13 protein-coding genes and 1 pseudogene are annotated in these 13,481 nt (G+C 59.2%); 5 read left to right on the top strand and 9 right to left on the bottom strand.

The annotated features are described in order from the left end of the window. Window positions 1-82: 82 nt before the first annotated feature. The 3 genes and pseudogenes from F0320_RS02570 to F0320_RS02560 all read right to left on the bottom strand — a co-directional run bounded on the left by F0320_RS02570 (window position 83) and on the right by F0320_RS02560 (window position 2,501). Window positions 83-645, bottom strand: a pseudogene (locus F0320_RS02570) (ArsR/SmtB family transcription factor). 41 nt (window positions 646-686) lie between these two features. After that, window positions 687-1,010: an antibiotic biosynthesis monooxygenase family protein gene (locus tag F0320_RS02565; protein WP_048976405.1), complete on the bottom strand. Its 324-nt coding sequence runs from the start codon at window positions 1,008-1,010 to the stop codon at window positions 687-689. A gap of 75 nt (window positions 1,011-1,085) precedes the next feature. Then, entirely contained in the window at window positions 1,086-2,501 is a 1,416-nt protein-coding gene (locus tag F0320_RS02560) for an aldehyde dehydrogenase family protein (RefSeq protein ID WP_126328908.1), read from the bottom strand. Between the two features lie 100 nt (window positions 2,502-2,601). On the opposite strand from F0320_RS02560, the gene F0320_RS02555 reads away from it, so the two are divergent. Next, a complete protein-coding gene (locus F0320_RS02555; RefSeq protein ID WP_126328909.1) occupies window positions 2,602-3,504 on the top strand; it encodes a LysR family transcriptional regulator in 903 nt (300 codons plus the stop codon). On the opposite strand, the gene F0320_RS02550 is transcribed toward F0320_RS02555, so the two are convergent. Beyond that, window positions 3,491-3,970, bottom strand: a complete 480-nt coding sequence (locus tag F0320_RS02550) for a carboxymuconolactone decarboxylase family protein (RefSeq protein ID WP_126328910.1) — start codon at window positions 3,968-3,970, stop codon at window positions 3,491-3,493. The genes F0320_RS02555 and F0320_RS02550 overlap by 14 nt on opposite strands. A gap of 102 nt (window positions 3,971-4,072) precedes the next feature. Here F0320_RS02550 and F0320_RS02545 point away from each other — a divergent pair, with 102 nt between their 5' ends. Further along, a complete protein-coding gene (locus F0320_RS02545; RefSeq protein WP_126328911.1) occupies window positions 4,073-5,461 on the top strand; it encodes a PLP-dependent aminotransferase family protein in 1,389 nt (462 codons plus the stop codon). 41 nt (window positions 5,462-5,502) lie between these two features. On the opposite strand, the gene F0320_RS02540 is transcribed toward F0320_RS02545, so the two are convergent. Continuing rightward, window positions 5,503-5,664 (bottom strand): DUF1127 domain-containing protein, encoded by a 162-nt coding sequence (locus F0320_RS02540; protein ID WP_047651656.1) that lies wholly within the window; start codon window positions 5,662-5,664, stop codon window positions 5,503-5,505. A gap of 176 nt (window positions 5,665-5,840) precedes the next feature. Between F0320_RS02540 and F0320_RS02535 the strand changes: the two genes are divergently transcribed. Next, window positions 5,841-7,256, top strand: a complete 1,416-nt coding sequence (locus tag F0320_RS02535) for a PLP-dependent aminotransferase family protein (RefSeq protein WP_126328912.1) — start codon at window positions 5,841-5,843, stop codon at window positions 7,254-7,256. A gap of 98 nt (window positions 7,257-7,354) precedes the next feature. Here the strand turns inward: F0320_RS02535 and foxA are convergent, their stop codons facing one another. Both foxA and F0320_RS02525 read right to left on the bottom strand, forming a co-directional pair. Further along, window positions 7,355-9,445 (bottom strand): ferrioxamine B receptor FoxA, encoded by a 2,091-nt coding sequence (foxA, locus tag F0320_RS02530; protein WP_126328913.1) that lies wholly within the window; start codon window positions 9,443-9,445, stop codon window positions 7,355-7,357. Window positions 9,446-9,584: 139 nt separating this feature from the next. After that, a complete protein-coding gene (locus F0320_RS02525; protein ID WP_126328914.1) occupies window positions 9,585-10,538 on the bottom strand; it encodes a helix-turn-helix transcriptional regulator in 954 nt (317 codons plus the stop codon). A 258-nt stretch (window positions 10,539-10,796) separates the two neighbouring features. On the opposite strand from F0320_RS02525, the gene F0320_RS02520 reads away from it, so the two are divergent. Then, window positions 10,797-10,982, top strand: coding sequence for a hypothetical protein (locus F0320_RS02520; protein WP_042717348.1), 186 nt, complete (start codon window positions 10,797-10,799; stop codon window positions 10,980-10,982). 38 nt (window positions 10,983-11,020) lie between these two features. Here F0320_RS02520 and F0320_RS02515 read toward each other — a convergent pair whose 3' ends face one another. Together F0320_RS02515 and F0320_RS02510 are read right to left on the bottom strand one after the other, a co-directional pair. Beyond that, on the bottom strand, window positions 11,021-12,142 hold the full coding sequence (locus tag F0320_RS02515; protein WP_047651661.1) for a cupin domain-containing protein: 1,122 nt from the start codon (window positions 12,140-12,142) through the stop codon (window positions 11,021-11,023). Window positions 12,143-12,277: 135 nt separating this feature from the next. Further along, on the bottom strand, window positions 12,278-12,880 hold the full coding sequence (locus F0320_RS02510) for an ATP-dependent Clp protease proteolytic subunit (protein WP_024909504.1): 603 nt from the start codon (window positions 12,878-12,880) through the stop codon (window positions 12,278-12,280). 88 nt (window positions 12,881-12,968) lie between these two features. On the opposite strand from F0320_RS02510, the gene F0320_RS02505 reads away from it, so the two are divergent. Further along, the gene (locus tag F0320_RS02505; RefSeq protein ID WP_047651662.1) at window positions 12,969-13,364 is read left to right on the top strand and encodes a VOC family protein; all 396 of its coding nucleotides are present in this window, start codon (window positions 12,969-12,971) and stop codon (window positions 13,362-13,364) included. Window positions 13,365-13,481 lie beyond the last annotated feature (117 nt).

Genomic DNA, 13,481 nt, shown 5'->3' with positions numbered 1-13,481 from the left:
GCGAAAGAGCAGGAATTGCGAAACGACGTCTCCCTCTTCCCGTGGGAGAGGGGCGGAGTGAGGGCTTCAGCCCGCAGCGAATTTAACGGCTAAAAAGTCTCTTAACAGCAGCCCTACCTGAAGCCGTCACCACCACCTCCCTGTATCCCGCCACCCGCTGGATCCAGCCTTTATTTTCAAGATGGTCGAGCAGCGCCGCGCCCGCCTCACCGCCAAGGTGAAACCGCCGTTCGCTCCAGTCCAGGCAGGCGCAGCAGGCCTTCCGGCAAGATGGTCGTAGCAGGTTCGGGCCTCGCGCATGGCTTTCGGCGCGGTAGTTTCCGGCGGGGTGATGCGGCTCCAGGAAAGCCCCATCATCTGCTCCACCAGCTCCGCCACGTCGTGCCCCGCCAGACGATAATAGCGGTGCCGTCCCTGCGAAAGACAGGCGATCAGTTGCCCCTCCACCAGCCGGGCGAGATGACCACTGGCGGTCGACGGCGCAACGTCTGCCGCCGCGCTCAGCTCGGTGGCGGTCCACGCCCGCCCGTCCATCAGCGCGCACAGCATCTTTACGCGCGACGGATCGGCCATTGCGGCAGCTACCGCGGCAATGGCCTGTTCCAGCGCCGCGCCGTTCTCAGGAGGTAGGCTCGTTTTTAACATGTGTCGCCCAGGGTTCGGTGATCTCTGCGGCCAGCTTATCATCATACATCCGCGAGCCCTCCGGTTTCGGAACTGTACTCCCGCACCAGCTGCGCCACCCGAATACGGTAGTACGCGAAAATCGACTCCCGCCCTTCGGCCTGCGCTGCCTGATGGAAAACGTTCTGCTTCCAGCGGCGGACGGCCTCTTCATCCCGCCACCAGGAAAGCGACAGGATTTTGCCGTCGGTCGTCAGGCTCTGGAACCGTTCGATATCAATAAAGCCGTCGATGTCCGCCAGCAAAGGTTTGAGTTCGGCAGCGAGCTGCAGATAGCGCGCCTGATGGGCAGGCGCGGCTTTGGCTTCGAAAATGACTGCAATCATGATGGTCTCTCCGTAGTAATGTTGAGGAGAGAATGCAGGATGGATAAGCACAATGCTTCGGTAAAGAGCGAAGTTTTAGCCCACAATCGACCTCGGCTCCATAAACGCCCGAATCCCCCACTCGCCCATCTCGCGCCCCACGCCGGAGTGCTTGAACCCGCCGAACGGCGCTTTCGGTTCATGGGCAAGCGTGTTCACCAGCACGCGACCGGAAACAATCTGCTGCGCCACGCGTCGCGCGCGGTCCGCATCGCCGCCCAGCACCATCGCGCTCAGGCCGTAGTCGGTGTCGTTGGCAATGGCGATCGCCTCCGCCTCGTCACGATAAGGGATCACGCACAGCACCGGGCCGAAAATCTCGTCACGGGCGACCGTCATCCGGTTGTTCACATCGGCAAACAGCGTAGGGCGCACAAACCAGCCGTCCTGCGTGCCTTCCGGCCGCCCTTCGCCGCCCGCCAGCAGGCGCGCCCCCTCTTCGAGACCTTTACGGATATAGCCCTGCACCCGCTGCCACTGCTTCTCGCTGACCATCGGGCCGACGTCCGTCGCGCTATCGCGCGGATCGCCGGATTTCACCACCGCCACGGCCTGCGCCAGCGCGGTTTCGATCTCCGCCTTGCGCGCCTGCGGCACCAGAATGCGCGTTCCGGCCACGCACGCCTGCCCGCTGTTCATAAATCCGGCCTGAATCACCAGAGGGATCGCCTGCGCCAGATCCACATCATCCAGCACGATCGTCGGCGATTTACCGCCTAACTCCAGGGTAACGCGCTTAAAGCTCTCCGCCGCGTTGCGCAGGATCGCCTTGCCGGTATTCGTCGAGCCGGTAAACGAGATTTTTGCCACATCCGGATGGCGGCTGATGGTTTCACCGACGGTTTCGCCGCGCCCGGTGACGATGTTAAACACGCCCGGCGGCAGCGCTGCATCGCGCAGCGCTTCGGTGATGATGTGTGTTTGCAGGGCGCTCATTTCGCTCGGCTTGATAACTGCCGTACAGCCCGCCGCCAGCGCGGCCGCCAGCTTGCCGCAGATAAACCCCGCGTCGCTGTTCCACGGCGTGATAAGTCCAGCCACGCCAAGCGACGTCATCTGCACCGTCGCTGCGCCTGCGGGGATGACGAATTCAAACGCCTCCAGCGCCTCAATGGCCTGAGCAATCACCTCCGCCGGATAGCTGGCCATCCACGCCGAGCGCGAGGCGGGCGCGCCGTACTCTTCAACGATCGCTTCAAGCAGATCGTCGTGGCGTGCGGCTATGGCGGTGTGCATACGTTTTAGCGCCGCGATGCGTTCCGGCTTTGTGGTCTGCGACCACGCCGGAAACGCCGCTTTCGCCGCCGCAATAGCGCGCTCCGCGTCAACCTCATCCGCCAGACGAACCTGGCCGATGACCTGCGCCGTCGCCGGGTTGTACAAATCAAACCACTCGGTGCCGTGCGGGGTAACAAATTCGCCGTTAATAAAGATCTGTTCGATGGTGTGCATATAAACCTCCTCAGGCTATGTGAGCACAGTCTGTCACGGCTTCTCCGTTGCGATAATCCACGCTATGCTGCAAGGGTTGTTTCGATTTTCAGGATAATCTATGCATCGTTCAGGTCTGACAGAGCTGGAAGTGGTGATGGCCGTCGTGCGGCGCGGCAGCTTTCGCGGCGCGGCGCAGGAGCTGGGCATGTCCGCCACGGCGGTAAGCAACGCCATCGCCGGGCTGGAGAGCCGCCTTGATACCCGACTCTTTAACCGCACCACCCGCAGCGTGGCGCTCACCGACGCCGGACAGCGCTACGTGGCGCGTATCGGCCCGGCCCTGCAGGAGATCCGTCTCGCCAGCGAAGAGATCCACAGCGACACCGGGGAACCCGCCGGCACGCTGCGTCTGAACGTGCCGAACCATATCGGTACCCTGTTTCTGGACCAGCTGCTGATCGACTTTATGATCCGCTATCCCAAGATGCGCGTAGAGACGGTCAGCGAAGCGCGGATGATCGACATCGTCGCGGAAGGCTACGACGCGGGGATCCGTCTTGAGGAGTCCGTGCCGCAGGACATGATCGCCGTGCCTCTGACCGGGGAGATCCGCCAGCTGGTCACCGCCACGCCGGACTATTTTGCCCGTCACGGTATTCCGCAAACGCCGGACGATCTGCTGCAGCATCAGGGGATCGGCATGCGCATGGCCCACGGTGGGATCTACCGCTGGGAGCTGGCGCGTCGGGGTGAAACGTATGCCCTTGCCGTGCCGCCGCGCTTTGCGACGTCCGATCTGTTTGCCTCGATCCGTGCGGTAAAAGCGGGATTAGGGGTGGGATTTTTGCCGGAACTGTATATCCGGGATGAGCTTGAGCGTGGAGAACTGGTGAGCGTCCTGAACGACTGGGCGCAGCCCTTTGCCGGACTGCGCCTGTACTACCCTGGCCATCGCCACGTTCCGCCAGGGCTACGGGCGCTGGTGGCAACGATCCGCGAGCGCGGGATTATTCCAGGTTAGCCTTGTTTAGCCCATAAGCCGCGTCCAGCGAGCCCGGCGCCATGCGGGAGGTGATCCCCAGACGGTTCCAGGCGTTGATCGCCACGATAGCGAAGTTCAGCTCTGAAATCTCCACGTCCGAGAAGTGTTCCGCCACGCTGCGGTACAGCGCGTCGCTAACCCCGTGAACGCCAATCTGGGTCAGCGCTTCGGTGAAGGCCAGCGCGGCTTTCTCGCGGGCGCTGAACAGGGGGGACTCACGCCAGGCCGCCAGATGGTACAGGCGCAGCTCGCGCTCGCCGGCGATTTTGGCCTCTTTCGAGTGCATATCCAGACAGAAGGTGCAGCCGTTCAGCTGCGACACGCGAATGTCGATCAGGTGCTTCAGCGCCGGGTCGATGGAGGTTTTTGCCACCTCCATGCTCAGGGCGGACAGCGCGTTGGCGAGGACGGGTGTGACTTTATGGTGGTTAACGCGAGTGCTCATTGTCTTTCCTCTTTTTTGTGCGGCATATGTCATGCGATGCGGCAAATCTACGCCGTTCATGACATAGTAAAAAGACACAAAAAGCGTGAAACGAGGTAGGACATGAAGCCGGGCTATCACGAGATTTATTCCCGCTATCGCGACAACATCACGCGCGGCGTGCTGAAGCCGGGCGACAGGGTGCCCGCTATCCGCGTGCTGGCGGAAGAGCTGAAGGTGGCGCGTAAAACCGTCGAAACGGCGTATGCCATTCTGACGGGGGAAGGGTATCTGGTGAGCCAGGGCGCGCGCGGCACGCGGGTGAATCCGGATCTTCTGCTGCCCGCGCAGAACGTCTCCGCGGAACAGCCCACCGGCACGCTCCCGGCATCGCTCATCAGCCAGCGGGAACGAGCTGGGTTTCTGCGCCCCGGCATCCCCGCCCTCGACAGCTTTCCGTATAAAAAATGGCTGCTGCTGGCAGGTCAGGCGACGCGCGCCATGCGTCAGGAGGAGATGCTCAACCCGCCGGTGCTGGGCTGGTATCCGCTGCGCCAGGCCATCGCCAGCTATCTCAACATCTCGCGCGGGCTCTCCTGCAGCGCCGAGCAGGTGCTGATCACCAGCGGCTACAGCGGCAGCCTGCGGTTGATCCTCGACACGCTTGCCAGCCGCAGCGACAAGGTGGTGTTTGAAGATCCGGGCTATTTTATGGGCCAGCAGTTGCTCAAGCGGATCGTGCCGCGCCTGCACACGGTACCGGTCGATCGCTGCGGTATCGACACGGAATACCTGCTCCGTCACCATCGCGATGCGCGTTTTGCCATCGTCACCCCGTCGCACCAGAGCCCGCTGGCGGTCACCCTCTCGCTGCCGCGCAAGCAGCAGCTGCTCGACTGGGCCAGCCAGAACGAGGCGTGGATTATCGAAGACGATTACGACGGGGAGTTTCACTACACCCGCAAGGTGCTGCCGTCGCTGAAAAGCCTGGACCAGCACGACCGGGTGATTTTTATGGGCACCTTCAGTAAAACCATCATGCCGTCGCTGCGCATGGGCTACGTGGTGATGCCCGCCAGCAGCGTCGGGGCCTTTACCGACTGCGCGGACATTACCACCAGCGGCCAGCCGGTGCTGACGCAAAAGATCCTCACCGCGTTTCTCAACGAAGGGCATTTTTTCCGTCACCTGAAAAAGATGCGCGCGCTGTATCAGACCCGCCGCGACTGGATGATTGCCGCCCTGCGCGAGGTGTATGGCGATCTGTTTTTCACCGAGCAAAACGACGGCGGGATGCATATCGTGGCGTTCCTGACCAAAGGCAGCGGTGACCGGGAGATCGCCCGCTGCTGGCAGGAACAGCAGCTGCAGGTCAATGCGCTTTCGGAGTGGTATCGCGGGTCGGGCAAACGCTACGGGCTGGTGATGGGCTATAACAACGTGCGGTCGTATGAAGAGGCGGTGGAATTGCTGCAAAGGCCGAAGCGGCAGACGCTTGCGCTGTTGCGCTGAACATCGCCGGGTGCGCTGCGCTCGCCCGGCGATGACGTGGCTCATACATCATTCCGCGACAACCCAACGTCCTTGAGCTGCTCGTCGCTCATCCGGCTCAGGATGCGGCGGGTGCGGTTGATGCGATACCAGTTGCAGATCGTTTTGCCGATCCAGACAAACACGACAAACGGACGTTTTGAACGATTTTCGTAGAATTCCATGATGCTCTCCTCGCTGTACCAGTGGGGTTATCATCCTGGAAATCGACCTGTGCAATACAGACTCAAAAACACCTTTTGTTTAACATACAGATCCGCTAAAACAGTATCTGCATGCCAATTTTTACGGCAATCTGTACTGGTTTTACAATCTGTATGGTGAAAACAAAGGATACAGCATGACGCGCTATCAACATCTGGCCAACCTTCTGGCAGAACGCATTGAACAAGGGCTGTATCGCAGCGGCGAACGTCTGCCGTCGGTGCGCACGCTGAGCCAGGAGCACGGCGTGAGCATCAGCACCATACAGCAGGCCTATCAGATCCTTGAAAATCTCCAGCTGATCACCCCTCAGCCACGCTCCGGCTATTTTGTCTCACAGCGCAAGGCCCAGCCGCCGGTTCCGGCCATGACGCGCCCGGTGCAGCGCCCCGTGGACGTTACCCAGTGGGATGAGGTGATGATGCTGCTGGACGCTCGTGCCGACAAAGAGATGATCTCCTTTGGCGGCGGTTCGCCGGATATTAACCAGCCGAGCCTGAAGCCCCTGTGGCGCGAGATGAGCCGCATCGCGCAGCATAACCCTGGCGAAATGCTGAGCTATGACGTGCTCGACGGCCGCCTGGAGCTGCGCGAGCAGATCGCCCGCCTGATGCTGGACGGCGGCTCGACCGTGGCAGCGAACGAGATTGTCATCACCAACGGCTGCCATGGCGCGCTGTCGATTGCCCTGCTCTCGGTGTGCAAGCCGGGAGATATCGTGGCGGTGGAGTCGCCGTCGTTTCACGGCACCATGCAGATGCTGCGCGGGTTTGACATCAAGGCGATTGAAATTCCTACCGATCCCGAGACCGGGATCAGCATCGAGGCGTTAGAGCTGGCGCTGGAGCAGTGGCCGATCAAGGCCGTTATCCTGGTGCCCAACTGCAATAACCCGCTCGGGTTTATCATGCCGGAAGCGCGGAAAAAGCAGGTGCTGGCCCTCGCCCAGCGGCACGATATCGTGATTGTTGAGGATGATATTTACGGCGAGCTGGCGGCGGAGTATCCGCGCCCGCGCACCATTCATTCGATGGATATCGACGGACGCGTGATCCTCTGCAGCTCGTTTACCAAAACCGTGGCGCCGGGCCTGCGCGTCGGCTGGATTGTGCCAGGACGCTACTACGACCGGGTGATGCACATGAAATACGCCGCCGGCGGGTTTAACGTGCCGGGCACGCAGATGGCGGTGGCGGCGTTTATTCGCGACGGCCATTACCATCGCCACGTGCGCCGTATGCGTCAGATTTATCAGCAGAATATGGAAACCTATACCTGCTGGGTGCGGCAGTATTTTCCGGCAGAGATTTGCGTCACGCGCCCGCAGGGCAGCTTCCTGCTGTGGATTGAGCTGCCGGAAAACGTGGATATGGTTTGCGTCAGCAAGCAGCTGTGTCGGCTGAAGATTCAGGCCGCGGCCGGGTCGCTGTTTTCCGCCTCCGGGAAGTACCGCAACTGCCTGCGGATCAACGTGGCGCTGCCGCCGACGGACAAAAACCGCGAGGCGCTGAAGAAGATGGGTGAAGCGATTGTGATTGCGATGGAGGAGTAGTGCGGTTTTTTGCCGGGTGGCGGCTTCGCCTTACCCGGCCTACATCTTATCGCCCGTAGGCCCGGTAAGCGAAGCGCCACCGGGCGCTGGCTAACGGCTCAGAACTTCCACGAAACGCTGCCCAAGATGCTGCGTTCTGCGCCAAAGTAGCAGTAGGAAAGCGAGTTACACGCCGCCACGTACCGCTTGTCCGTCAGGTTGTTGACGTTCAGCTGCGCGCTGACCCCCATCAGCCCAATCTTTGACAGGTCGTACCCCACCACCATATCAATCAGCGTATACGACGGCAGCGTATGGGTGTTCTGACGATCGCTGGTGACGCCGTTCACATAGCGTACGCCCGAACCCACGGTCAGGCCGTCAAGCGGACCCGTTTTGACGTCGTAGCTCAACCAGGCGCTGGCCATGTTACGCGGGGCATAAACCGCGCGTTTTCCCTGCTCTTCCGGGCTACTTTTCTTATAGCGAATGTCGGTATAGGTATACGCGGCCTGCATGCGCAGGCTGTCCGTCAACTGTCCAATCGCTTCCAGCTCAACCCCTTCGGACTCAATTTCGCCGATCGAACGGTACGGATCGGTTGGCTCCTCCTTGGTGGCGATGTTCTTCTGATTGATACGGAACACCGAGGCGCTGAACTGGCTGTTCATCCCCTCAGGCTCATATTTCACCCCGGCTTCCCACTGCTTGCCCTTCATCGGCTCCAGGATATTGCCCTGCTCGTCTGCAAAGCTGGTCGGCGTAAAGGCGGTTGAGTAGCTCACGTAGGGTGCCACGCCGTTATCAAACAGATACAGCAGCGCCGCGCGACTGCTGACGTTGTGCTTATCCAGATCGCTGCGGGTATGGTTAAAGCTGTCGATATTCGACACGCTGACCCGGTCGTAACGCCCGCCTAGCGTCAGACGCCAGCGATCCAGGGACATCTGATCCTGCAGGTAATACCCCGTCTGGCGCAGCTTGTGCTTTTCCTGGCTGTACTGCGTAATATAATCCGGCTTCGCGCCATAGACCGGATTGAAGGCGTCGATCGGCGGAAATCCGCCGTAATAACCCGTCACGTTATTCGTGCGATCCTGGTAATCCATCCCGATCAGCACGCGGTGGTTCACCGCCCAGGTGTCAAAGCTGCCGTCGATCTGGTTATCCAGCGTGATGGCATTCATCTTCTCGTCGGATCCCGAATAGCCGCGGTTAAGCTCGGTTTCATTCAGCCAGCCTGCGGCATAAACCTGGTTCAATTCCACTTTGGTATGCGCATAGCGCAGCTTCTGACGCACCGACCAGCCGCTGTCAAACATGTGCTCAATGTTGTAGCCCACCATGTTTTCACGACGATCGTATTTGTCATAATCATCCTCGCCTTCAAAGAAGGTGTTGGAGATTTTCTTGCCGTAGTGCGGTACGACAGTCCCTTCATACGGCAGGCCCGAGTGGCTGCCGCCTTCCGGATCGCGGTGCAGATAGGCCATCAGTTCCAGACGGGTATTGTCAGTGATGCGCCAGGTCAGGCTCGGCATCAGCGCGTAACGCTCTTCCTTCAGCGGATCGAATTGGGAATCGGCGTAGCGGGTCATCCCGCTGAGGCGCACCGCCACGCGGTCGTTATCGTCAACCGCACCGGTGACGTCGAACATCGCCCCGCGCTGGTTATTGTTCCCGGCGAACAGCTTGATCTCCCCGCCCGGATCGAACGACGGTTTACGGGACGTAAGAGCCACAATCCCACCCGGCGATGAGCGCCCGTACAGCACGGAGGCCGGGCCGCGCACAACTTCTACGCTCTCAAGGAACCAAGGATCGATCACCAGCGAGCTGTGGGAGTTGGTGTCTCCCATCATCTTCAGGCCATCGAGATAGATGTTATCCAGGCTGCCGTCGGAGAAGCCGCGCAGCACGATATAGTCGAAGCGGTTTGAGGCACCGATCTGATTACTGTAGACCCCCGGCGTGTAGCTCACCGCCTGACGCACGCTGGTTGCGCCCTGCTCCTCGAACTGCTCGCGCGTGACGATAGATACCGACTGCGGGGTTTCGATATCAGGGGTTTCAAGCTTAGTGGCCGCAGACTGCATTTGCGACGTCACCACCACTGTATCCGTTTTTTGGGCATCCTGCGCCAGCGCAGGAAAAATGACACTTCCGGTAACCCATCCCACCAGCAGTGCCAGACGCGTTTTAGCAAACATAACTCTCTCCAGAGATAATTCTTATTGTTAATAAGAATTATTACCTTTTTGAGAGAGCAAACGGCTATGCGTGCCGCCAGGTTACCTATGCGCGATGACAAACCGCACGGGAAGCGTTAGCAGGAAAGGGAAAAGTGCATTACTGCGTTTTACGTACCTCACCGGGCGAAATACCGTAGCGGCGACGATATGCGGTAGAGAAATTTGTGGCATGCTGGTAGCCGCACATCCACGCCGCCTGCTGTACGCTATAGCCTTCCAGCAGATAGCGCCGGGCCAGCGCGAGACGACAGTCGCGGAGATAATCAAACAGCGTGCAGCCATAGCGCTGGCGGAACTTGCTGCGCAGGCTGCTTTGGCTCATTGCCGCGAGGGCGGCTAGCTCGGCAAGGGAGTGATTCTGTTCAGGCGACTGTTCCAGCATGCACCGTACGCGTTCCAGACGCGCATGCTCCGGTCGACAGGGACGGTGTTGCTGGTACTGATTCAGGCCATGGCCAAGCAGTTGATACATCAGCCCCTCTAGCAGCAGTCTGCGTGATAACGCGCATACGCCCTGCTGCTGTGCATGCTGAATGCCGGAGAGCACGAATCCGGGAACGTGCCAGACAACGGCAGGCGCATTCCGGCTTTGCCACTCCAGCAGCAATGTTTCCAGCAGGCTTTCATGCCTGGCGTCATTGGGGTACACGCCAAACGAGAGCGTCTTCAGGGTACTGTCCGCATCGTGCCGCGCGCTCATAATCTGCTCTTCACTGAGGCAGGCGCTGAAGGCCATACCCGACCGCACGACATACTCGTTACCGCGGAGCGTTAGCGTGACGCACCCTTCCAGCACGACCAGCATATAGAGCGGGCTGCTGTGGCGAGAGGTCGTTTCGTAAGGTTGTAACACGCGAACGTCGGAGTGGGTCAGGGAAACGCCCGAGGAGAGCGTCATCTCTTCCACGTCCCCCTGGAGAACGGGACTGCGGGTGGCGACTGCATCTTTTAGCTGGGGAAAACGATAGTCGATGCCATAGCGCTCGCCGAATAGCTGAAAATCCTCAACAAAAAACAGGCGTTTCGCTGATGTATTTTCACTCTGGAGCATAATGCCACGCCTGCATGGGGAAAAGGACAGGTCAAACAGTACCATTCACAGGGGATGGCGGCAATCTCTGGGCTTAACGGGATTATGCACCCGTATAAGTCGAAAGATTATTACTGCCCATAAGGAAGAAAATATCCCCTTTTCATTTTCGTACCCGTTGAAAATGAGAGAAATAAAAAATTAAGAATGAGATGAATTATTACCGGATGGTTATTTCTCTTTCATAATTAAATTAACGCAACCAACGAGGAGGTATTTATGACGATTCGCAATAATCGGACAGAAATTTCACTGGCTCTTGGTGAAGCGGTATTAGACATCGTCCAGAAAGGCCATGAAGTGTCGCGAGCAAATCTGGCGCAGGCGATGAAAATAAAAGCTGAAAAAGAGCGCGATGACGAACGACTTCTGAACTACTGGAAGGCGTGTAATATGCTGGTCTAAACGAGGCGGCGTTGAGCCTCACTCAACGCCGCCCTCCACTACTCGTCGAAGTACCAGTACCCCTGGTTAATCAGCCCGGTGAGCTCCTCAACAAACGCCGGGTTATTCAGCGCATCGCCCAGCTCAGCCTGGCCGAGTTCGGTGTAGCGGCACAGCGCATCCGCCGCCTTCGCGTCTATCGTCTCCAGCTGTTCGCTGTTGATGAAGAAGCTGCCGTTAACGTTCAGCACGCGCAGGCCGCTCAGGCGAGACAACGTTTCGCCGCCCTGCAGCGCGTCCAGCACCTCTTCCGGCGCGTACGGCGGCTCGGCGGCGGCGATATCCAGCTCGTGGCGCGGCGTCGAAACAAAGCTGCCGAACCACTTCGTGAAATCATCAGGCTTGCCGATCATGTCGATCATCATCTGACGAATGCGATCGAGCTCGTACTGCTCCACGCGGCCCGGGTGTTCGCGACAGGTCAGATCCGGATCGCTGTAGTGCTCGCCGCCTAGATCGTTTTCCAGCGCGTAATCGGCGAAGCTGCTGATCAGATCGCGACCGTTCGGCCCGCGGAAACCGACGGAGTAGTTGAGCGCCGTCTCATGGGTAAAGCCGTCGTGCGGGAATCCAGGCGGGATATAGAGGATATCGCCCGGGGCCAGATCTTCGTCGATGATCGGATCAAACGGATCGACATGCAGCAGCGCCGGATGCGGGCAGAACTGACGCATCGGCAGCTTGTCACCCACGCGCCAACGGCGGCTGCCCATCCCCTGAATGATAAACACGTCGTACTGGTCGATATGCGGACCCACGCCGCCGCCCGGCACGGAGAAGGAGATCATCAGGTCATCCAGACGCCAGTCCGGCAGAACGCGGAACGGACGCACCAGCTCCGCCGCGGGCATATGCCAGTGGTTCACCGCCTGCGCCAGCAGCGACCAGCCGGTTTCGCCCAGATCGTCAAAGTGCTCAAACGGCCCGTTGCTGGCCTGCCATTTGCCGTTGAAATGGCTCACCAGACGGCTATCGACTTCCGGCTCCATCGCCAGCCCTGCCAGCTCGTCCGGGGTAATCGGGTCGACAAAGTTCGGGAAGGCATTTTTCAGCACTACGGGTTGTTTTTGCCAGTATTTCTCAAGAAATTCCGGCCAGTTCAGGTTCAGTTGATACGCCATGGGTAGCACCAGTGAGAGGGGAAACAGGCGCGATTATAGGCAAGAAGGCGGAGGGGGAACTTGTCATGGGTCAAACGAGGGCGTGTAGGTCGGGTAAGGCGAAGCCGCCACCCGACTCAAACACGCCGCGAAAACTTAATCCAGCTTCAGCTCGTCATAATGGGTAATCAGTTTGCCCACGATGCCGTAGTCCAGCGCTTCTGCCGGAGACATCCAGAAGTTGCGATCGGTGTCTTTTTTCACTTTTTCCAGCGGCTGGCCGGTCGCGTCGGCGATCAGCTTGTTCACGCGATCCAGCATGCGGATGATCTCGCGCGCCTCGATCTCAATATCCGTTGCCTGACCGCGCACGCCGCCCAGCGGCTGGTGGATCATAAAGCGGGTATTTGGCAGCGAGTAGCGGTGCTCTTTTTTCGCCGCCAGGAAGATGGTGATCCCGGCGCTCGCCACCCAGCCGGTGCCGATGACGTGCACTTCCGGGCGGATGAACTTGATGAAGTCGTGGATGGTATCGCCCGCTTCCACGTGGCCGCCCTGGCTGTTGATGTACAGCTTGATCGGATCGTTACTGACGCTTTGCAGCAGGATCATCTGGGTGATGACCTTCTGCGCCAGCTCCTGGTTGATCTCACCGGAGATCACAATCGAACGGGACTCCAGCAGTTTTTGCTGCAGAGCGCCCGCGCCGTTTGACCCTTCCGCTTTTTCCTTGTCGCTTTCTTTCAGTGTGTAGTGCATTGTTATGTCCTCAGCTTGTAGCGCTCAAAACCAGAGTGTAGCCTGTTTTACCGGTGAAAGTCCTCACAGACAAATAATGAGAGAGCTTATGAATATTGCCCATGTCGCACTCTGGACCCGCAGCCTGAACGCGCAGGTTCAGTTCTGGGAAACGGTGTTTGGTGGCCGCAGTAACGAACGCTACGTCAGTAAAAATCGTCCCGGTTTCGAATCACACTTTATTACGCTGGATAACGGGCCGACCATCGAGCTGATGACGCTGCCGGATCTGCCGGATGCTCCTGCCCACCCGGAGTTTATCGGCTGGGCGCATATCGCCATAAATGTGGGCAGCAAAGCAACGGTGGACAGCATGGCGGAGCAGGCTCGCTCAGCGGGTACGTTACTCGGCGCACCGCGCATGACCGGAGATGGATTTTATGAAGCGGTCATTGCAGATCCGGACGGAAACCGGATTGAGCTTGTGGGTGAGTCCACCGGTTAAGCGATCGTCACTGTTCTGTACAGCGCAGAAAGGAAACGCCCTCGATTTTTATCACATATTTTGGGGGCTGGAAATTAAGGCTTATCACGTCTTATGATGCCCCTAAACAAAGGGGGC

It is taken from the genome of Enterobacter dykesii (assembly GCF_008364625.2).
GTDB lineage: Bacteria > Pseudomonadota > Gammaproteobacteria > Enterobacterales > Enterobacteriaceae > Enterobacter > Enterobacter dykesii.
This window is presented reverse-complemented; position numbering and strand designations above follow the sequence as displayed.